The 20,134-nt window shown below is 74.1% G+C and carries 15 protein-coding genes; 13 read left to right on the forward strand and 2 right to left on the reverse strand.

The features are described from left to right. Window positions 1-4: 4 nt before the first annotated feature. The 4 genes from ACZ6CL_RS31415 (at window position 5) to ACZ6CL_RS31430 (ending at window position 7,448) form a co-directional block, all read left to right on the forward strand. Entirely contained in the window at window positions 5-979 is a 975-nt protein-coding gene (locus ACZ6CL_RS31415) for an AAA family ATPase (RefSeq protein ID WP_468941831.1), read from the forward strand. Between the two features lie 9 nt (window positions 980-988). Beyond that, complete coding sequence (locus ACZ6CL_RS31420; protein WP_468941833.1) at window positions 989-3,835, forward strand: SAV_2336 N-terminal domain-related protein; 2,847 nt, start codon at window positions 989-991, stop codon at window positions 3,833-3,835. 236 nt (window positions 3,836-4,071) lie between these two features. Next, window positions 4,072-6,051 carry an FAD/NAD(P)-binding protein gene (locus ACZ6CL_RS31425; protein ID WP_468941836.1) on the forward strand — a complete coding sequence of 660 codons (1,980 nt, stop codon included), beginning with the start codon at window positions 4,072-4,074 and terminating at the stop codon, window positions 6,049-6,051. Then, entirely contained in the window at window positions 6,048-7,448 is a 1,401-nt protein-coding gene (locus ACZ6CL_RS31430) for a nitrosuccinate lyase (protein WP_468941838.1), read from the forward strand. Before ACZ6CL_RS31425 ends, ACZ6CL_RS31430 begins: the two co-directional genes overlap by 4 nt. A 35-nt stretch (window positions 7,449-7,483) precedes the next feature. On the opposite strand, the gene ACZ6CL_RS31435 is transcribed toward ACZ6CL_RS31430, so the two are convergent. Beyond that, the gene (locus ACZ6CL_RS31435; RefSeq protein ID WP_468941882.1) at window positions 7,484-10,183 is read right to left on the reverse strand and encodes a helix-turn-helix transcriptional regulator; all 2,700 of its coding nucleotides are present in this window, start codon (window positions 10,181-10,183) and stop codon (window positions 7,484-7,486) included. A gap of 79 nt (window positions 10,184-10,262) precedes the next feature. On the opposite strand from ACZ6CL_RS31435, the gene ACZ6CL_RS31440 reads away from it, so the two are divergent. Both ACZ6CL_RS31440 and ACZ6CL_RS31445 read left to right on the forward strand, forming a co-directional pair. Then, the gene (locus ACZ6CL_RS31440; protein WP_468941841.1) at window positions 10,263-11,156 is read left to right on the forward strand and encodes an MBL fold metallo-hydrolase; all 894 of its coding nucleotides are present in this window, start codon (window positions 10,263-10,265) and stop codon (window positions 11,154-11,156) included. Further along, complete coding sequence (locus tag ACZ6CL_RS31445; protein ID WP_468941844.1) at window positions 11,147-12,277, forward strand: carboxylesterase/lipase family protein; 1,131 nt, start codon at window positions 11,147-11,149, stop codon at window positions 12,275-12,277. Before ACZ6CL_RS31440 ends, ACZ6CL_RS31445 begins: the two co-directional genes overlap by 10 nt. 22 nt (window positions 12,278-12,299) lie before the next feature. Here the strand turns inward: ACZ6CL_RS31445 and ACZ6CL_RS31450 are convergent, their stop codons facing one another. Next, window positions 12,300-12,911, reverse strand: a complete 612-nt coding sequence (locus ACZ6CL_RS31450; protein WP_468941847.1) for a GOLPH3/VPS74 family protein — start codon at window positions 12,909-12,911, stop codon at window positions 12,300-12,302. Window positions 12,912-13,006: 95 nt separating this feature from the next. Here ACZ6CL_RS31450 and ACZ6CL_RS31455 point away from each other — a divergent pair, with 95 nt between their 5' ends. From ACZ6CL_RS31455 to ACZ6CL_RS31485, 7 genes are all read left to right on the forward strand, one after another. Continuing rightward, window positions 13,007-13,642, forward strand: coding sequence for a hypothetical protein (locus tag ACZ6CL_RS31455; protein WP_468941850.1), 636 nt, complete (start codon window positions 13,007-13,009; stop codon window positions 13,640-13,642). Window positions 13,643-13,772: 130 nt separating this feature from the next. Further along, a complete protein-coding gene (locus ACZ6CL_RS31460; RefSeq protein WP_468941852.1) occupies window positions 13,773-14,636 on the forward strand; it encodes an SAM-dependent methyltransferase in 864 nt (287 codons plus the stop codon). 109 nt (window positions 14,637-14,745) lie between these two features. After that, the gene (locus tag ACZ6CL_RS31465; RefSeq protein WP_468941855.1) at window positions 14,746-15,102 is read left to right on the forward strand and encodes a hypothetical protein; all 357 of its coding nucleotides are present in this window, start codon (window positions 14,746-14,748) and stop codon (window positions 15,100-15,102) included. A gap of 200 nt (window positions 15,103-15,302) precedes the next feature. Further along, the gene (locus ACZ6CL_RS31470; RefSeq protein ID WP_468941858.1) at window positions 15,303-17,798 is read left to right on the forward strand and encodes a SpoIIE family protein phosphatase; all 2,496 of its coding nucleotides are present in this window, start codon (window positions 15,303-15,305) and stop codon (window positions 17,796-17,798) included. Between the two features lies 1 nt (window position 17,799). Then, window positions 17,800-18,885: a sugar ABC transporter substrate-binding protein gene (locus tag ACZ6CL_RS31475; protein WP_468941861.1), complete on the forward strand. Its 1,086-nt coding sequence runs from the start codon at window positions 17,800-17,802 to the stop codon at window positions 18,883-18,885. A 14-nt stretch (window positions 18,886-18,899) separates the two neighbouring features. Continuing rightward, window positions 18,900-19,679, forward strand: a complete 780-nt coding sequence (locus ACZ6CL_RS31480; protein WP_468941864.1) for an ATP-binding cassette domain-containing protein — start codon at window positions 18,900-18,902, stop codon at window positions 19,677-19,679. Beyond that, a partial coding sequence (locus ACZ6CL_RS31485) for an ABC transporter permease subunit (protein WP_468941866.1) occupies window positions 19,670-20,134 on the forward strand: 465 nt, incomplete at its 3' end. The genes ACZ6CL_RS31480 and ACZ6CL_RS31485, both read left to right, overlap by 10 nt.

Raw genomic sequence — 20,134 nt, forward strand, 5'->3', positions numbered from 1 at the left:
AGAAGTGACCGAATGGCTCATTTACCGGGGCACGGGAGAGCCGCACGACGGCATCGCGGAGCTGCCGCCCCCACCGCCCTGGCGGCGCTTCGACGGCGGTCCGCCACTGCCCGCGCCCGCGGCGCTCGACTCGGCGTCCACACGCCGCCTCGGGCAACCGGCCCACGCGTACCGGCCCGGGCCGGAAGAGCTGGAGATGGTCAACGCGGCGCTGTACCTGCGCCGTCCGCTCCTCGTCACGGGCCCGCCGGGCGCGGGCAAGAGCACCATTCCGCACGCGGTCGCGCAGGAACTGGGACTGGGCCGCGTCCTGCGGTGGCCGATCGTGAGCCGCTCGGCGCTCCAGGACGGGTTGTACGGCTACGACGCCATCGCCCGGCTGCAGGACAGCCAGCTCGGCGGGTCGGCCGAGGACATCGGCCGCTATGTGAGGCTCGGGCCGCTGGGCACCGCGCTCCTGCCGTGGGAGCGTCCGCGGGTGCTGCTCATCGACGAGATCGACAAGAGCGACGCCGACTTCCCCAACGACCTGCTGAATGTGCTGGAGGAAGGGGAGTTCGCGATCCCGGAGCTGGAGCGGCTGGCGGATCCGCACGTCGTGGAGGTGGCGACGGACGACGGCGAGCGGGCCCCGGTCACCGGGGGCCGGGTCCGCTGCCTCGCCTTTCCGCTGGTGGTGCTGACCAGCAACGGCGAACGGGACTTCCCAGCGCCCCTGTTGCGCCGCTGCCTCCATCTGCACCTCACGATGCCCGACCACGAGCGGCTCACCGCGATGGTCGTGGCCCATCTCGGCGAGGAGGCCGCACAGGAGTCGGCGGCCCTGATCGAACGCTTCCTCGACAGCGCCCCCGGCGACCTCCGGGCCGTGGACCAGTTGCTGAACGCCATCTACCTGGCCGTCCTCACCTCCGGCGGGGCGCTCGCCCGCGAGCGGCTCGCCGAGCAGCTCATGCGGCCGCTCAACCGTCCCTGGTGAGGTGCGGCCATGACCGCGCATGAGCCGATCCGCAGGCTCCTGGACCGGCTGGCAGAGGCGGGCCATCCCGTGGACGTGGTGTCCGTCGCGGACGCGCTGTGGCTCGCCCAGTGGGCCGGGCCCGGACCCGGCGCGCGGTCGCGGCACGCCGGAGCGGCCGGGCCGCACCCGCGTCCGCCGGAGGTGGGCCCTCCGATGGCCGCCGGGGAATCGCGACTGGAGGCACCTCTGTACCCGCCGCCGGTGCGGCCCGGCAGCCTGCCGCCCCGGCACATCCCTCCGCCGCCCCCGCCGATCCGCGAAGCGCTGCCCGGGCTCCTGCCCCTGGAGCGGGCCCTGAGGCCGCTGCGGCGGCTCCGCTCCGCGGTGGGCCCGGTGCCCCGGGCGCTGGACGAGGGGGCGACGGCGGATCTGTCGGCCCGTGCGGGCCTGCTCCTTCCGGTGCTCGGGCCCGCCCGCCACGTACCTACCCTGTCCCTTCATCTGCTCTTCGACTCCTCCTCTTCGATGGTCGTCTGGGAGCGGACGGTCGAGCAGGTGCGGCAGGTCTGCGAACGGAGCGGCGCGTTCCGCGATGTGCGGCTGCTGCGGCTGCACCCGGCCCCAGGCAGCGGCCTCGCCGTCGGCGCACGCGACGACCCGGCCCGCCGGGCGCGCCCCGCCGACGAGCTGCGGGACCCCACAGGACGGACGTTCACGCTGCTGGTCAGCGACTGTGCGGGCCCGCTGTGGCGCAGCGGCGCGGCCCAGCGGTTTCTGCACCGGCTGGCCTCGCTGGACGCGCCCGTGGCGGTGCTCCAGCCCCTGCCGCAGCGGCTGTGGGGGCGTACGGCGCTGCGGCCGGGACCGGGCCGGCTGTGGCAGGGGCACGGGCCGGGCGCGCTCCCCGTCTTCCGGCCACAGGACGGCCCTCCGGCGCCGGGGGCGCTCCCGGTTCCCGTACTGCCCCCGTCTGCCGTGGCGCTGGGAGCCTGGGCGCGGATGCTCGCGGGGGCGGTACCGGAAGGGATCAAGGCTGCCGCGGCCTGGGTGGAGGGCGACCATCCGGCGGTGCCGGAGCCGGATCCGCAGTGGGCGCCGCGCGGTGCCGAGGAGCTGATGCGCCGCTTCCGGGCGGGCGCCTCGCCCGCGGCGCGACGGCTGGCGACGTACCTCTCGGCGGTCCCGCTGGTGCTGCCGCTGATGCTCACCGTCCAGCGGACGATGCTGCCCGACGGGGGCCCGTCCGATCTGGCCGAGGTGCTGTTGAGCGGGCTGCTCTCGCACGCCGACCCGGCGGGGGCCAGGAACACGGTGTACATCGGGGACGGCACCGGGAACACGGCGGGCGTCGAGGACGGCCCGTGGGTGGACGGCCCGTGGTACGACTTCGCACCCGGCGTCCGTGAGCTGCTGCTCAGCCTGCTCTCCCGGGACGAGGCGGCCCTGATCCTCAAACTCGCCTCCGCCCATGTGGAGCGCGCCTTCGGCGCCGGGGGCCCCAACTTCCCGGCCCTGGCCCTCGGCCACCTGATCGGCGCCACCGCGCCTGCGGTCACGCACCCGGGCGAGCCGCCGCGCCCGGCGGGGGTACCCGCGCCGTTCGCCGCGGTACCGGCGCTCGTGGTGCGGCGGTTCCTGCCGGTCACCGCCGTACGGCCGCGGACGTACGGTACGCGGCTCGCCGAGGCCCGTGCGCTGCGCGCTCGGTACGAGACGGGGGGTGACGCCGGGGCGCTGCACGAGGCGGTGGCGGTCCTGCGCGAGCTGGCCGCGGACCGGCGGGGCCCGGAGACGGACCAGGTGGACACGGAGCTGGGCGGGGCGCTGCTCTCCCTGTGGCGGCTGCGGCGCGACCCCGCCGTCCTGGACGAGGCGGTGGTGCTGATGCGCTCGTGCGTGGCGCGGCTGGGCGAGGGGCCGCCCGCTCCGTGGCTCGGCAGGGCCCATCAGACCCTGGGGCGGCTGCTGCGGGAGCGCGCCGGGGTCCCTTCGTCCGGCCACCGCGAACAGGAGGCCGTCGACCTGCTGCGGCAGACGGAGCGCACGCTGGACCGGGCGTCGCGGCTGCTGGTGCCGGACACGGACGCGGTGCTGGAAGCGGTGCTGGAACGGGCAGCGGTGCTCCATGAGCTGTGGGGTCTGATCGGCGACGACCAGTTGCTGCACGAGGCGGTGGGTGGGCTGCGCGCGATGGCCGGTGCCCAGTCGTTCTGGGCCCCGCACACCGCCGATCTCCATCTCCAGCTCGGCCGGGTGCTGCTCACGCTGGCGGCCACGGCACCGGAGGATCGGGAGGAGCGCCGTCGCGGGTACGCGGCCGACGCCGTGGAGGAGCTGACGGCCGCCCGGAAGCTGCTGGACGTGGAGCCGGACGGGCCGTCGCGGATGAGCGCCCTGCTGCTGGACCTGGCGCGTGCCCGGGAACTCACCGGCGACGCGGGCGAGTCCGTACCGGCCACGCTGGAGGAGGCACTGCGCGCCAGCGAGTACGCCCCGGCGACGCGCCTGACCATCCTGACGCGCCTCGGTGAGGCGTGGCGGGGGCGCTTCGCGGCGGGCGGCGGGGACACCGCCCTGGCGCGGGCCCTCGGCTTCCTGCGGCGGGCGGCCGGTGAGACCACCGGGGGCTCCGCGGAGCGCGCGGCCGTTCTGGAGACGCTGGGAGTGACACTCCTCGACCTCGCCGGATCCGGCGCACCGGTGGGCCTCGCGGCGGTGCGGGAGGCGGTGGACGTGCTGAGGGAGGCCGTGCTGAGTACGCCCGGGACGGACCCCGTGCGGGGCGAGCGGCAACTGCTGCTCGGCCGGGCGCTGGACGTCCGTCGCCGGGCCGAGCGGGCGGCGGCCGAGTCCGATGGCGCGCCGCCGGGGTGAACTCCGGCGGACAACTGGGGCGATGGCCGGGGGCGCTGCTCAGTCGCCGCGGGCGACTGGGGAAAACGGCGCGCGACGACGGAGACGCACCGCTCGCCCTACGCTGCTCGCGCGGGAGAGCACCCGGCTGTGGCACCCCTCGGAGCCGAAGCGAGAGCGAGGATCGAGATGTTGTCCGTGATATCCGTGAGGCCCGCCACGAAACCACATGAGTCCGGCGGCGAAGGGGCGCGCCGATGAGCGACGGCCATCTGGAGGTGTGTGTCGTCGGCGCCGGGCCCCGGGGGCTGTGTGTGGTGGAGCGGCTGTGCGCCAACGAGCGCGCGGCGCGGTCGTACGAGACCGTCACCGTGCACGTCGTCGACCCGGCGGCGCCCGGCGCGGGGGCGGTGTGGCGCCCCGGCCAGTCCCGGCATCTGCTCACCAACACCGTGGCGTCCCAGATCACCGTGTACACCGACGACAGCGTGCGCGTCGAGGGTCCGATCGAGCCGGGGCCTAGCCTGTACGAGTGGGCGCGGAGCCTCGCGCGGTTCGGTGAGCCGGGCGAGTACGACACGCCCACGCTCGCCGAGGCCCGCGCGCTCGGCCCCGACGCGTACCCCACCCGCGCGTTCTACGGCCGCTATCTGCTGGACAGCTTCCAGCGGGTGGCCGCGCGCGCCCCGGAGCACATCACGCTGAGGGTGCACCGCTCGCGCGCGGTGGCGATGGCGGACACCAGCGGAGTGCCGGGCGGGCCGCAGGGCATCCGGCTGGCGGACGGCACCCGGATCCACCAGCTGGACGCCGTGGTCCTGGCCCTCGGCCACCTTCCCACCCACCTCACCCCTCGCGAGGAGCGCACCGCCAGCCTGGCCCGCATCCACCACCTCGGCTATGTCACCCCGGCCAACCCGGCCGATGTGGACACCGGTTCCATCGGGGCCGGGGAGCCGGTGCTGCTGCGCGGGCTCGGCCTCACCTTCTTCGACCACATGGCGCTGTTCACCACCGGCCGCGGCGGGGTGTTCGACCGGGTCGGGGACCGCCTGGTGTACCGGCCCTCGGGGCGCGAGCCGGTGATGTACGCCAGCTCGCGCCGCGGGGTGCCGTACCACGCGCGCGGGGAGAACCAGAAGGGCGCCTCCGGCCGCCACGTTCCACGGCTGCTCACCCCCGGGACCATCGCCGGGCTGCGCCGCCGCGCCGCGGCGGGCGACCGGGTGCGCTTCGGCACCGATGTGTGGCCGCTGATCGCGGCGGAGGTGGAGAGCGTCTACTACGGCACGCTGCTGACCTCCCGTGGCACCGACCCCGGGCCGTTCACCGACCGCTTCCTGGCCGCGTCGGCTTCGTCGGCTTCGTCGGCCGCGTCGCCCCGGGAGCGGGCCGCCCTCCTGGACGCGTACGGCATCGCCCCCGGCGACCGCTGGGACTGGCAGCGACTCGAACAGCCCTGCGCCGGGCGGGAGTTCGCCGACCGGGCGGAGTTCCGGGCCTGGCTGCTGGACCATCTGGCCCGGGACGTGGCGGAGGCGAAGGCGGGCAACGTCGGCGGCCCGCTCAAGGCGGCGCTGGACGTGCTGCGGGACCTGCGCAACGAAGTACGTCTGGTCGTGGAACACGGCGGTCTGGACGGCGCGTCCCATCTGGACGAGTTGGAGGGCTGGTACACCCCGCTCAACGCGTTCCTGTCCATCGGCCCGCCGGTCTCCCGTATCGAGGAGATGATCGCGCTCATCGAGGCGGGCGTCCTGGAGGTCACCGGCCCCGGAACCCAGGTGTGCATCGACACCGAGCGGCCCGCGTTCGTCGCGCGGTCCACGCTGGTACCCGGGGAGCGGGTGCGCTCCCGGCATCTGATCGAGGCCCGGCTGCCGGTGCCCGATGTGCGCCGCGCCGCCGATCCACTGGTGCGCCATCTGCTGCTGACCGAGCAGTGCCGCCCGTACCGGATCGAGGGGGACGGCGGCACCGGTCACGAGACGGGCGGGCTCGCCGTCACCGAGCGGCCGTGTCATGTCGTCGACGCGCGGGGGCGGCTCCATCCGCGCCGGTTCGCCTACGGTGTCCCGACCGAGTCGGTGCACTGGGTGACCGCCGCCGGGATACGCCCCGGCGTGGACTCGGTGACCCTCAAGGACGCCGACGCGATCGCCCGTACCGTCCTGTCCCTCTCCCCCGCCCCGCTCACCACCGCGGGGGACACCCACTTGACGGGAGTGATCGTGTGAGCGACACCCTGACCGACGCGGGCCTGCTCTCACCGGTGCGCGCCGGAACCCCCGCCGAGGCCACGGTGTGCGATCTGGCCTGGCTGCAGGCCATGCTCGACGCCGAAGCCGCGCTGGCCCGCGCCCAGGCCCGGCTGGGCACCCTGCCGCGGTCCGCGGCCGAGACCATCACCCGGGCGGCCCGCGCCGAACGGCTCGATCTGCGGGCGGTCGCCGTAGGGGCGCGGGAGACGGCGAATCCGGTGGTCGGCCTGGTGCGGGCGTTCACCGAGGTGGTGGCGGCCGAGGACCCGGCCGCCGCCGAGTACGTCCACCGCGGCTCCACCAGCCAGGACGTGTTCGACACCGGCGCCATGCTGGTCGCGCGCAACGCCCTCCGGCTGATCCGGGCGGACCTGGACACCGCCGCCCACGCGCTGGCCCGGCTCGCGGCCGAGCACCGGGACACCGTGATGGCGGGCCGCACCCTGGCCCTGCACGCGGTGCCCACCACCTTCGGGCTCAAGGCGGCGGGCTGGCGCGAGTTGCTCCTGGAGGCGGGCCACCGGATCGGCACCGTCGCGGACACCGGCCTTCCGGTGTCGCTCGGCGGAGCCGCGGGGACTCTGGCGGGCTATCTCGAATACGCCGGACTCGACGGCACCCCCGGCCCCGGGCTCGTCGAACCCGGTGGTTATCTCGACGCTCTGGTGGCCGCGTTCGCCGCCGAGACCGGACTCGCCCGGCCGGTGCTGCCGTGGCACACGCTGCGCACCCCCATCGCCGACCTCGCCTCGGCCCTGGCGTTCACCGCCGGGGCACTCGGCAAGATCGCCGTCGATGTGCAGTCACTCGCCCGCACCGAGGTCGGCGAGGTCGAGGAGCCCGCCGCCCCCGGCCGCGGCAGCTCCTCGGCCATGCCGCACAAACGCAACCCGGTCCTGGCCACGTTGCTGCGCGGCGCCGCCCTCCAGGTGCCGCCCATGGCCACCGGCCTGACGCAGTGTCTGCTGTCCGAGGACGAACGCTCGGCGGGCGGCTGGCACGCCGAATGGCAACTCCTGCGGGAATGCCTCCGCCTCACCGGCGGCGCCGCGCACACCGCCGTCGAACTGGCCGAAGGCCTGCGCGTCCGGGCCGGACGGATGGCCGACAACCTGGAGCTGACCGGCTCCCGCATCGTCTCCGAACGCATCGCGGCCATCCTGGCCCCCCGCCTGGGCAAGGCGGCGGCCCGGCAGCTGCTCGACACGGCGACGGCGGAAGCCGAGCGCACCGGCCAGCCCCTCGCGAAGGTCCTCGCCACCCTGCCCGAGGTGGATCTCACCGCCACGGAACTGGCGCCCCTGTGCGACCCGTCCCACTACACCGGCGCCGCGGGCCCCCTGGTCGACCGCGCCCTGCGGCCGCGCGACTGACGGGCCGCGGGACTGACGGGCCCCGCGCCCAGGCGTTACGTCTGGCCGGAGGCCTCCAGGACGTCGCGGAGCTGGGCGCGGGCCGTGACGCCGAGTTTGGGGAAGCTGCGGTAGAGATGGGAGCCCACGGTCCGGGGGGAGAGGAAGAGGCGTTCGCCGATCTCGCGGTTGCTCAGGCCCTTCGCGGCGAGGCGGATGATGTGCTGCTGCTGGGGTGTGAGGGTGGTGAGGGCGTCCGGGGTGGTGGGGGCCGGGTCGACGCCCGCGGCGCGGAGTTCGGCCCCGGCGCGGTCGGTCCAGGGCTGGGCGCCGAGGCGGCGGAAGGTCTCCAGGGCGGTGTGCAGGCGGGGGCGGGCGTCAGTGATGCGGTGGGCGCGGCGCAGCCATTCGGCGTGGTCCAGGAGGATCTGCGCGCGTTCGAAAGGCCATTGACGGCCTGCCGGGTCGGCCAGGGCCGCGTGGAAGTGTGGTTCCGCGCGGGACGGGTCGAGCAGGGCGTGTGCGCGGTGGATCAGCGCGCGCATCCGGGGTGAGGGGTCGTCGGCGAGCCGCTTCTCGGTGCGTTCCACGATGGCGGCGGCCTCCGCGTGGTGGCCGGTGCGTACGGCCGCGGCGGCGAGTTCGGCCACTCCGGCGTGGGAGCACGCGTAGTGGACGGGGTCGCCGTCGGCGGTGAACAGCAGGCGGAACTGTTCGTACGCGGTCGCCTGGTCGCCCTCGGCGACGGCGGCCATGCCGAGCGCCCAGCGGGCGCGGACGGCGACCGCGCGGCTGCGGTGCGGGTCGATGAGGGTGAGGGCGTCCGAGGCGGCGGTGCGGGCCTCGGCGGTCCGGCCGGTCAGGGCCAGCGGGGCGGCTTCGAGGGACCGTACGGCGGCTTCGAGGTGGGGCAGCCCGGCGACGGAGGAGACGGTGTTCGCGGCGGCGATCCGGGCCTGCGCCCACAGCCCGTGGTCCAGGTACGCCCACCCGGCGGTGCAGCCGAGGCCGGTGGGCAGGGCGCCGCGCAGCCGCCAGCGGTCGAGGGCGTCGTCGAAGATCCGTACCGCGAGGGCCGTCTCGTCGAGCAGCCAGGCCATCGCGCCGAGCGAGTTGAGCAGCGCGGGGTCGCCGTTCGCCCGCTCCACCAGCGCCGGGAGCGCCGCCACGTGTGCGGAGCGGTGCTCGATGGGGTCGGTCACGGTGAGCGTCCAGGGGTCGCCCTGCGCCCGTGCCCGTATGGTGCGCCGGTACTCCTCGTCGCCGGAGTAGAAACCGGCCACGGACGCCAGGACGGTGGCCGTCCGGCGCAGCCGGGGATCCTCCGCCGCCCGCGTCAGCAGCGTCAGCGCGGTGCCGTGCTCGGCGCTCAGCGTGAGCACCTGCCCGACCCGCAGCGACGCCTCGGCCACCAGCGCCGGGTCGTCGGTGAGGGCGCGGGCCCGGGCGGCGAGTTCGCGCACCCAGTGGGGCTGGCCGGTGGCGACGGCCTCGCGGGCGGCGGCCACCAGGCGGCGGGCGCGGTCGTGGGGTGCGGGGCTCAGCTCGGCGGCGCGTTCCAGCGCGGTGACGGCGGCGGTGTACCCACCGCGTTCCCGGGCCCGGCCCGCGGACTCCTCCAGCGCGACGGCGATCTCCTCGTCCGGGCCCTCAGCGGCGGCGGCCAGATGCCAGGCGCGGCGGTCGGGTTCCCCGGTGAGCGACGCGGTGGGCGACGCCGTGTGCGAGGTGGTCTGCGAGGTGGTCTGCGAGGAGGCCTGCGACGAGGCGAGCGACGCGGCGAGGTCGCGGTGCGCCCGGCGCCGGTCGGCCAGCGGTACGGAGTGGTAGATCGCGGACCGTATCAGCGGATGCCGGAAGCGGGCGCGCCGCGCGTCGCCACCGCCGGTGATCCGGAGCAGTCCTGCGGCCTCGGCCGGGGCCAGCGCCTCGATCCGGCCGGATACGGCCCGTTCGTCCGCGGCGACCAGGAGCAGCGCGTGGCGGGTGGCCTCGGGCAGGGCGTCGAGGTCGGCGGCGTAGAGCCGCATCAGGCGGTCGGTGGGCGGCAGCAGGTCCTCACCGGTGGGGTCCGGGGCAGGCGTGATGTCCGGGCCGGAGGCCCCGTACGCCCGGGCCAGCTCGACCAGGGCCAGTGGGTTTCCGGCGGCCTGGTCGAGGATGCGCATCCGGCGGCCGCCGGTGGGCGGATGCGGCTGCCGGTCCAGCAGCAGGGCCGCGGCGGAGGCGTCCAGCGGGCCCAGCGCGAGCGTGGGAAATCCGGAGAACGCCACCGGGGCCGCGCCCGTGGTGTCCCGAGTCCCCGCGAGGACGGCCAGGGGCTCGTCGTCGATGCGCCGGGCGGCGAAGGCCAGGGCCTCCAGCGAGCCGGTGTCGATCCACTGCAGATCGTCGACGATCACCAGCAGGGGCGACCGCTGGGCGAGGTCGGACAGCAGGGCGAGCAGCGCGACCCCGAGCAGCAGCCGGTCGGGAGGCCCGGTGTCCTCGGCTCCTATCGCGCCGAGCAGCGCCGACCGCTGGCGGGCGGGCAGCCGGGCGGTGTCGCCGAGGACCGGTCGCAGCAGTTGGTGCAGCGCGGCGAACGGCAGGTTCGCCTCGCTCTCGCTGCCCGTCATCCGCAGTACCCGGCCCCGGTGCCGGTCCGCCGCCAGCCCGAGCAGGCTGCTCTTGCCCGCGCCCGGTTCTCCCGTCACGATGAGCACGCCGCTGGTCACTCCGAGCACGGTCGCGCTCTCGCGCTCCCTCCCCACCATGGTCATCACTCGACTGTATCCGCCGGTGCAGTCATGTGACGGATACCGCCGGCCCGGGGCCCGGGAGCAGGCTGGACGCATGGACACCATGACACTGGGCAACGTCGACGTCACCCGCGTCGTCGAACTGCCCTCGAGGGGCCTCTCCCGCGACACCATCTTTCCCGACGTACCCATGGAGCACTGGCGGGCGCACGAGAGCTGGCTGGCACCCGAGTTCGTCGACCTGGCCGCCGACGAGGTGCGCACGATGATCCAGACCTGGGTGCTGCGCAGCGAGGGCCGGACCATCCTCATCGACACCGGCATCGGCAACGGCCGCGATCGGCACATGCCGCTCTTCCACCAGCTGGACACCAACTACCTCGGCGAGCTGGCCGCGGCGGGTGTGCGGCCGGCGGACGTCGACACGGTGATCTGCACCCATGTGCACGCCGACCACGTCGGCTGGAACACCACACTGGTCGACGGCGCATGGCGGCCGACCTTCCCGAACGCGCGGTACGTGATCTCCCGCGCCGACTTCGACTACTGGAACCCGGCGAACGGCCACCGCACCCGCTCCGGCCCGGGCATGGCGAACGTCTTCGAGGACAGCGTGGCCCCGGTCCACCGGGCGGGACAGACCGTGTTGTGGGAGGGCGACCACTACGACATCGACTCCCAGCTGCGCCTTGAGGCCGCTCCGGGCCACACACCCGGCTCCGCCGTCGTACGGCTGCGCTCGGGCACGGACCGGGCGCTGTTCGCGGGCGACCTGCTGCACAGCCCGCTGCAGATCGCCGAGCCCGACGACTGCCCCTGCTTCGACGAGGACGAGGACCGGGCCCGGATCGCCCGCCGCCGGGTGCTGGAGGCGGCCTCGGACGAGGGGGCCCTGCTGTTCCCCGCGCACTTCCCCGGCGCGGGCGCGGCCGAAGTGCGGCGCGACGGCGACCGGTTCGCGGTGAAGGAGTGGGCGGCATGGCGGTGAAGGTCTTCCGCAACATCCCGTACGCCGCCGCCCCGACCGGTGCCGCGCGGTTCGCGGCGCCGACGCCGGTGGACGGTGTGCGCGGTTTCGACGGGCCGGGGCCGACCGCCCCCGCCCCGGCACGGCGGTTCGGGGTGGACCTGAGCCCGGTGATGGGTCCGGGCTGGGTGCGCGGCGACGACTATCTGACCCTCAATGTGTGGACCCCGGAGGTACGGCCGGACGCGAACGCGCCGGTGATGGTCTTCGTGCACGGCGGCGGCTTCCTCTCCGGCACCGGCCAGGCGCCGCTGTACGACGGGACGTCCTTCACCCGCGACGGCGTCGTCCTGGTCACGCTCAACTACCGGCTCGGCGCGCCCGGCTGGCTCGATCTGCCGGACGCCCCGCGCAACCGTGGCCTGCTGGACGTGATCGCCGCGCTGCGGTGGGTGCGCGCGCACATCGCGGAGTTCGGCGGGGACGCGGACCGGGTCACGGTGTTCGGTCAGTCGGCGGGCGCGATGCTCGTCAGTGGGCTGCTGGTGACGCCCGAGGCGGCCGGACTGTTCCGGCGCGCCATCAGCCAGAGCGGCGGACTGCACACGCGGACCGGCGAGGAGGCGGCGGAGACGGCCCGGGCGCTGGCCGACCGGCTGGGCGTTCCGGCGACGGTGGCGGGGTTCGCCGACATCCCCGACGAGCAGTTGGTGTCCGCGGTGAACGAACTGCCCGCCGGGGCCCGGATCACCCCGTTCGGGGTGGTCCTGGACGACGTACCCGAGGCGCACCCGGTGGACCTGCTGGTGGGCACGAACACCCAGGAATCACGGCTCTACCAGCGGCCGGAGTACAGCACGGCCATCGACGCGATGTTCCGGGGCGGCAGCCAGCGGCTGGTGTCCCTGCACGGCAAGGCGTTCCGTTACGACTTCGACTGGCGGGGCGGCCCGCACGGCGCCTGCCACACCGCGGAACTGCCGTTCGTGTTCGACAACACCGACCTGCCCGAGCTGCGGACGCCGGACGGGCTGCTCGGGCCGGACATCCCGCCGTCGCTCGCCGCGGAGATGCACGGGGCGTGGGTGCGCTTCGCCACCACGGGGGATCCGGGCTGGTCGGGTTCGCGCCGGTTCGGCTAGCGGCGTCAGTGGCCGCCGTGGCTCAGTAGCCGCGGCGGACGTTGTCCACGGCCGCCGCGTCACGCCGCCGGTCCCGCCGCTGCCGCTCGGCCGCCAGCTCCGCGAGCACGTCGTCGAGGGCTGCGAGCACGCGTGCCACGGCGTCGTCGGACACCTTCGGGGCCTCGCCGTCCCGCTCGCGGATGCCGATGGCCTCCGTCAGGGCGGTCAGGACGGGTTCGTCCGACCGCCAGCGGTGCGCAGCCCGGCGGCGCGCATCGGTGTCGACCAGGGCCAGTTCGCGGGTCCAGAACACCTTCCAGCGGCGGTTGCGCTGCCGGACGAGCTGCCCGTCCGCCTCCAGCGCGGACAGATAGTCCGCGGACAGCCCACGGCCCCGGCGCCACAGCCAGTCGGCGACGGTCTCGTACGGCTCCTCCCGCACGAGTGAGGTGGCGGCCTGGTGCAGCAGCGGATCGCCGGGGGCGCCCACCGGGCCCGGCACGACGCGCTCGCCGTCCAGCCCGGCCTCCCGGGCGGCGAGGAGGTCGATCAATTCGGCCCCGGCGAGCGCGAGTGACAGATCGCCCCGCTCGACCAGGCGGCTGGGCTCCGCGTCCATGGTGACGATCAACAGGTCCCGGGGTGTGGTCATGAAAGGGCTCCCCGTCAGGCGTCCGTTACGACCAGTGTCCTCCCGGTGTCGTACGGATGCATCCTCCCAGGTCGGGACTTGGCTTCCCTGGCCTGGTGATCGAGACTGTGGTCATGCACATGGAACAGGGGTCGGACCAGGAGTACGTCGTCAAGACCGACCCGGGGGCGGTGGCCCGGGTGCGGGCCTCCTTGCTGCGTACGAAGCCCTGGTCCGCGTGGGGCACGGTGGTCATCGCCGTGTCCGTCGCCGCCGTCATTGGCGCGACGGCCTTCGCCTTCCGGGGTGCTGAGCTGTGGTACCTGCTCTTCGCGTGGCCGGTGCCGATCTGGCTGTACGACGCCAGGCGTCAATTCGCCGTGATTCGGCGGCTCAAGCAGACCTGGGCGGTCAAGGAGATCTCCCCGGTCGCGATGCGCGTATCTCCCGAGGGGCTGAGCTGCGTCATCGACTCGGCGCCCGAGGACGTTTTCCTCCCCTGGGCCGCGATCACCCATGTCCAGGTGAAGGGCCGTGAGGCCTTCACCGTACTGCGGGTGGCGCTCGCCCCCGGCGCCAGCGCCACCCCCGGGACCACCGGGCTGGACCAGCCCGAGGTGAAGAGCCGGACGCGGCGGTCCTGGAAGGGCGTATCGCGGCTCCACCTCCCCGTGTTCGCCCGCCGTCAGTCGGTCAGCGAGATCGACCAGGCGCTCGGCCACTTCTCGGGCGGCCGCGTACGGGTGGGCTGAGTCAACGGCCGCTCCCCCGCGCACAGTTATGCGGACCCGCGAGTAACCGGCCGCGCCGGGCGGCCTACGATCCTTGCGAGAGGCGCCGCGATCGCCACGGATCGCGCCCGGAAACGGAGGAGAACGCCAGGTGACCGCGCAAGGTGTAGCACCCCAGACCGGGAGTGGGCCGGAGCCCCCCAACACCCCGCTCAACCAGGGACGACCGCACAGCGCCCGGATGTACGACTACTTCCTGGGCGGCAAGGACAACTACGTCGCCGACCGTCAGGCCGCCGCCAAGGTGCTCACGCTGTGGCCGGGGGTCATGGTCGCGGCGCGCACCAACCGCGCGTTCATGCAGCGCGCGGTCCGGTTCCTCGCCGCTGAGCGGGGCATCCGGCAGTTCCTCGACATCGGCACCGGCATTCCCACCCGGCCCAATCTGCACGAGGTCGCCCAGTCGGTGGCCCCGGAGTGCCGGGTGGTGTACGCCGACAACGACCCGATCGTGCTGGCCCACGCGCAGACGCTGCTCAGCAGCAGCCCCGAGGGGCGCACGGCGTATGTCGACGCGAATGTCGCCGACCCCGACACGATCCTCTCCTCCCCCGGCGTCACCGAGGTGCTGGACCTGTCCCAGCCGGTGGCCCTGAGCCTGTGCGCGCTGCTGCACTTCGTGCCGGACGACTGGGAGCCGCACGGGATCGTGGGGAAGCTGGTCGACGCGCTCGCGCCCGGTTCGTATCTCGTCCTCAGCCACATCACCCCGGACTTCGACCCCGAGGCCACCCAGCGGACCGTGCAGATCTACCACAGCGGGGGCATTCAGGGGAAAATCCGCACCCGGGACGAGGTGGAGCGGTTCTTCACCGGTCTGGAGCTGGTCGAGCCCGGCCTCGTGGTGCCGCATCGCTGGCGCACCGACCTGGCCACCGGGAACCCGGGGGTGGAGACCGGCGATGTGACCGACGAAGAGGTCTCCTTCTGGGCGGGCGTCGCCCGTAAGCCGTAGACGACGACTGACAACGGCCGGTCCCGCGTTCCTGTCTCGCTGCCCTCACTCTTGAGGGGATTTACGTCAAGTCACTGTGTGTGCCTTCTCGGTTCGCTACTGTGACGACATGAGCGCCAGGAACGTGGACCCCGCCGACGAGTGGCCACTGCCTCCGCCCTGGATGTGGGGATGCGGCAAGTGCACCGATCTGTACCGGGCGATGAAGCAGGCCCCCAAGCTGGTGGACGCCGCGCTGGAGGAGCTGGGGCCGGGGATCGACTGCGATCCCCATGACTCCATCGTGTCGACCCAGATCCGGCTGGCCCGGCACATCGCCACCCGCCATGTCTCGGAGCTGCCCGAGGCCGGCGAGGAGTGCGAGCGGTGCGTGTCGGACGCGTCCGGGAACCTTCCCGCCGTGCTCGCCCTGGAGCACCGGGCCCGCCACCTCTTCGCGCCGCCCAGCATCGTCGACCTGCTGTAGTCGGCATGCCATAGTCCACACGCCCGTCCGGTCCGCCCTGCGGCTTCCCTGAGCTGTGACATTCTGGTGGGTGGGTGCCCTGCCACTCCTGGGCGGCGCGGTCCGGCATCGCCGGATGTGGCACCCCTGCCCTCGCCGCCCGTGTTCCGGGGACTTCCACCTGCCCGTACCTGCGGCACGGAGGGGAGGCAGACGGGAACATGCCCCATGGTGCCGGTCCGATGTCCCCGGCGCCGGACCCCACCGGGAGGGAGCGGGTTCTGGCGTTCGCCGGGGTGTCGCTGGCGGCCGTCTATGTGCTGGGCGAGGGGAGCGACGGCCTGCGGCTGGTCGAGACCGCGAGGGCGGCCGGGGCCGGCGCGGCTCCGCACGCCCTGCCGCAGCACTACGCGCTCTCCGGCCGCTCGCCCGCCGCCGATGCCCTGTGCACCGGCCGCCCCCTGTGGCTGGACTCCACGGCACTCGCCACCTACCAGGAGAACGGGTCGGCGGTGCGGTGGCCCGGTGCCTCGCTGGGCGCGGTGCCCCTCGGGAGCGAGGGCAGCAGGCTGGGGTGTCTGCTCGTCGTGGGCAGCGCCGCGGACGGCTTCGAGGCGGAGCAGCGGGGCTTTCTGCTGCGGTACGCCGACGCCATCGCCACCCGGCTCCGGGCGGCCGGGGCGTCCCGCCCGGTGGCCCTCACCGGGGCGACCACGCTACTGGGTCCCGCGCTGCGGAGCCTGCGCGTCGGATCGTTCGTGCTGCTTCCCGGCACCGGCCTGATCGAGGCGGACGCGACCCTGCTGGACCTGATCGGAATCGCACCGGACGACTTCAACGGCACGGTGGACGCGCTGCTCGCGCGCACCGTGCCGGAGGACCTGCCCGCGCTGCTGTCGGTCGTCGAGCCCACCGCGCAGGTGGCCGGGGACCGCGAGCTGGAGTTCCGGATCCGCCGTTCGACCGGCGAGGTGCGCTGGCTCCGGCTGAGCTGCCGGGTGGCGACCGACGCGACGGGACGCCCGGAACGGGTCGTGGGCGTGGTCACCAGCGCCGCCGCGCTGCGCTCGCGCGCCGACGACGTGTCCCGGGTGCAGTGGCTGACGACGGCGCTCGACAACGCGATGACGGTCCGGGACGTGAGCCGGGTGGTGGTCGCCGCCCTGGGCGAGCCGCTGGGAGCGGACCGGGTGGCGCTCGCCGAGCTGCAGGCGGACCGGCTGGTGGTGGTGGGGCTCGATCCGCCGCAGGCCGACGCGTGGCCGCAGCTGTGGCGTTCGGAGTGGCACTCCGAGTGGCCGGACGCGTCCCTGCACGCGCTGCCGAGCCTGCGGGCGGCGCTGCGGGAGGGCCGTCCGCGGCTGTGGCCCGCGGGGGCCGAGCTGGAGCCGGGGCTCGCGGGCATCGGCCCCGGAGGGCTGGCCGTGCTGCCGCTCCCGGCCCACGGCCAGGTGGCGGGGGTGTGCCTGATCGGCTGGGACGCCCCGCATCCGTTCGGCCCCGAGGAACGCTCCCTGCTCACCGCGACGGCGGGGCTGGTCGGCCAGACCCTGATGCGGGCGCACGCCTACGACGCCGAGCAGGAGTTGGCCACGATGCTCCAGCGCAGCCTGCTGCCGCGCAGTCTGCCACCGCTGCCCGGCGGGGTGGCCGTCGCGCGCTACCTGCCCGCGATGCGGGGACTCCAGGTGGGTGGCGACTGGTACGACGTCATCGCGCTCTCCGAGAGCCGGGTGGCTCTGGTCATCGGCGATGTGCAGGGGCACAGCGCCGCCGCCGCGACGATCATGGGCCAGATGCGGACGGCGGTGCGCGCGTACGCCGTGGAGGGGCACCCACCGGATGTGGTGGTGTCCCACGCCAACCGGCTGCTGGTGGGCATGGAGGCGGATCTGTTCGCCACCTGCACCTATGTCGAGCTGGACATGGAGGAGGGCAACGCCTGGTTCGTCCGGGCCGGGCATCTGCCGCCGCTGGTGCGCCGCCCGGACGCCACCACCGAGGAGGTGGAGGTCGAGGGCGGGCTGCCGCTGGGGGTGGTCGCGGACGCGGAGTTCCCCATGACGGCGGAGCCGCTGGCCCCGGGCACGGTCCTCGTGCTTCTCACGGACGGTCTGGTGGAGTCCTCGACGCTCCATCTGGACGAGGGCATGCGCCGGATGCGGGCCGCACTGGCCACCGCCCCCGCGGACCTCGACCGGATGGCGGACGCGCTGCTCGCGGTGGCCGACCGGCGGGACGACGACGTGGCGTTGCTGCTCCTGCGGTACGACGGCATGCGGGTGCGGCCCATCCGGGCCGGCTGGCTGGTGTGGCGACTGCCCGACGCCGTGATGCACGCCCGCCGTTTCACCGCGCGCACGCTGCGCTCGTGGGGGCTGACGGACCAGGCCGATGTGACGCTGCTGGTCGTCTCCGAACTGGTCACCAACGCGCTGATGCACACCCACGGCACGGTCCGCCTCGACCTCACGTACGCCGTGGACCGGGTACGTGTCGCGGTGACCGACTCGTCCCCGCGGGCGCCCGCCAAGCCGGTGGTCACGGACTGGGAGGCGACCGGTGGCCGGGGGCTGCTGCTGGTCGAGGCGATGTCGGCGTCCTGGGGCTCCGTACCGGTCGGCGGGGGCAAGCAGGTGTGGAGCGAGATCGTCGTACCACCGCGGGCGCCCGGTGACACCGAACCCGGGCCCCGGGTCCGGCAGGGAGGTGGCTGACATGAGGATGTCCCGTACGCGCGGCGCCGTCGCCGCCGTGGCCGCGGGACTGCTGGCCGCCTCCCTGGCCAGCTGCGGAGACGGCGGCGGGGCGCACGGGAGCGGCTTCACCGTCGGCCTGCTGCTGCCGAGCCAGCAGGTCACCCGGTACGAGAACTCCGACCGGCCGCTGATCGAGAGGCGGGTGAAGGAGCTGTGCCCCGGCTGCACCGTGGACCACGCCAACGCCGGGGACGACGTGGCGAGCCAGCAACGGCAGATGAACTCCATGATCACCCGAGGGGTGGGGGCGCTGATCCTCGACGCCGTCGACGCCAAGGCCCTGCGCTCCTCGGTGCAGGCGGCACACAAGGCGCGCATACCGGTCGTCGCCTACGACCGGCTCGCCGAGGGCCCGGTCTCGGGCTATGCCTCGTTCAACGGCGGACAGGTCGGCAGGCTCCAGGCCAGGGCGCTCCTGGACGCCCTGCGGGCCAAGGGGGACGGCCACGAGGTCGTCATGATGAACGGCGACCCGAGCAGCCCCAACGCGGTCTGGTTCAAGAAGGGCGCGCTGTCCGTCCTCCAGGACAAGGTGAAGATCGGCAAGTCGTACGACATCGTCGAGTACCGGCCGGACAGCGCGTACGAGCACATGGAGGCCGCCATCAACGCGCTGGGCCCGCGCCGGATCGGCGGTGTCCTGGCGGCCAACGACAGCATCGCCGCCGGTGCCATCTCGGCCCTCAAGTCCGAGCGGATCAGGCCGGTGCCGCCGGTCACCGGCCAGGACGCCGACCTGGACGCCGTGCGGCGCATCGTCGCCGGCGACCAGTACATGACCGTCTACAAGCCCTTCAAGGCCGAGGCGAACGCCGTCGCCACCATGGCCGTCGCCCTGGGGCGGGGCCAGAGCCTGCGCTCCATCGCCCGGACGACGGTCGACAGCCCCACCACCGAGAACATCCCGGCCTCCCTGCTCACCCCGGTCGCCGTGACGGCCGCCAATATCAAGAAGACCCTGGTCAAGGACGGTGTGTACACGATCGAGGAGATCTGCGTGCCCAAGCTCCGGCCCGCCTGTGACAAGGCCGGACTCACCCGCTGACGGAGGTGATTCCCGTGGCTGCCCCTCCCCTGCTGACGCTGCGCGGCGTCTCCAAGCGCTTCGGGGGCGTCCAGGCGCTGGTGGACGTCGACCTGCAGATCCGGGCCGGTGAGGTCGTCGCCCTGGTGGGCGACAACGGCGCCGGCAAGTCCACCCTGGTCAAGGTGATCACGGGGGTCGGCCCCGCCGACCAGGGCGTCATCGAGTGGGAGGGCCGCTGCGTCCAGATCAAACGGCCGCACGACGCGCAGGCCCTGGGCATCGCGGCCGTCTACCAGGACCTCGCGATGTGCGAGAGCCTCGACGTCGTCGGCAATCTCTTCCTCGGCCGCGAGGTCTCCCGCGCCGGGATCCTCGACGAGGTGGAGATGGAGCGGCGGGCCCGCGAGCTGATGCACACGCTCTCCATCCGCATCCCCGATGTGCGGGAGCCCGTCGCCATCCTGTCCGGCGGCCAGCGGCAGGCCGTCGCGATCTCCCGCTCACTGCTGGGCGAGCCCAGGGTCCTCCTGCTCGACGAGCCCACCGCGGCCCTGGGCGTCGAGCAGACCAGCCAGCTTCTGGACCTCATCGAGGAGCTGCGCGACCGCGGTCTCGGCGTGCTCCTCATCAGCCACAACATGGGCGACATCAAGGCCGTCGCGGACCGGGTCGCGGTGCTGCGCCTGGGCCGTAACAACGGGCTCTTCGAGGTGCCCACCACCACCCAGGAACGCATCATCTCCTCCATCACCGGCGCCGCCGACAACGCCGTGGCCCACCGCTCGACGGGTGAGGAGGGGGCATGGCCGTAGGAGCGAACTTCCGGGGGTACGCGGACGCGGTGCGCCACCGGCTGCGCGGCGGCGAGGCGGTCCGGCGCGGGCTGCGGGTCGGCGAGCGCGGTCCGCTCCTGGTCATCCTCGGCCTCGTCGTGATCTGGCTGGTCTTCCAGGGGCTGAACGCCAACTTCCTCTCGCCGCGCAATCTGTCCGACCTCAGCGTGGACATCGCCGCCACCGGCCTGGTCGCGGTGGGCATCGTGTTCGTGCTGCTGATCGGCGAGATCGACCTGTCGGTGGGCTCGGTCAGCGGGCTGGCGGGCGCCGCGTTCGCCGTGCTGAACGTGTACCTCGGCATGCCGGAATGGCTCGCGGTGGTGGTGGCGGTGGCCGCGGGGACGGCCGTGGGCGCGGTGCACGGGTTCTTCTTCGCCCGGCTCGGGGTGCCCGCGTTCGTGGTGACCCTCGCCGGGCTGCTGGCCTGGAAC

This window comes from Streptomyces sp. NPDC041200 (assembly GCF_055591805.1).

Excerpts from the sequence above, each read along its gene's own strand:
- ACZ6CL_RS31420 (WP_468941833.1), top strand. The coding sequence starts at position 989 with ATGACCGCGCATGAGCCGATCCGCAGGCTCCTGGACCGGCTGGCAGAG.
- ACZ6CL_RS31425 (WP_468941836.1), top strand. The coding sequence starts at position 4,072 with ATGAGCGACGGCCATCTGGAGGTGTGTGTCGTCGGCGCCGGGCCCCGG.
- ACZ6CL_RS31435 (WP_468941882.1), bottom strand. The coding sequence starts at position 10,183 with ATGGTGGGGAGGGAGCGCGAGAGCGCGACCGTGCTCGGAGTGACCAGC.
- ACZ6CL_RS31440 (WP_468941841.1), top strand. The coding sequence starts at position 10,263 with ATGGACACCATGACACTGGGCAACGTCGACGTCACCCGCGTCGTCGAA.
- ACZ6CL_RS31445 (WP_468941844.1), top strand. The coding sequence starts at position 11,147 with ATGGCGGTGAAGGTCTTCCGCAACATCCCGTACGCCGCCGCCCCGACC.
- ACZ6CL_RS31450 (WP_468941847.1), bottom strand. The coding sequence starts at position 12,911 with ATGACCACACCCCGGGACCTGTTGATCGTCACCATGGACGCGGAGCCC.
- ACZ6CL_RS31465 (WP_468941855.1), top strand. The coding sequence starts at position 14,746 with ATGAGCGCCAGGAACGTGGACCCCGCCGACGAGTGGCCACTGCCTCCG.
- ACZ6CL_RS31470 (WP_468941858.1), top strand. The coding sequence starts at position 15,303 with ATGCCCCATGGTGCCGGTCCGATGTCCCCGGCGCCGGACCCCACCGGG.
- ACZ6CL_RS31475 (WP_468941861.1), top strand. The coding sequence starts at position 17,800 with ATGAGGATGTCCCGTACGCGCGGCGCCGTCGCCGCCGTGGCCGCGGGA.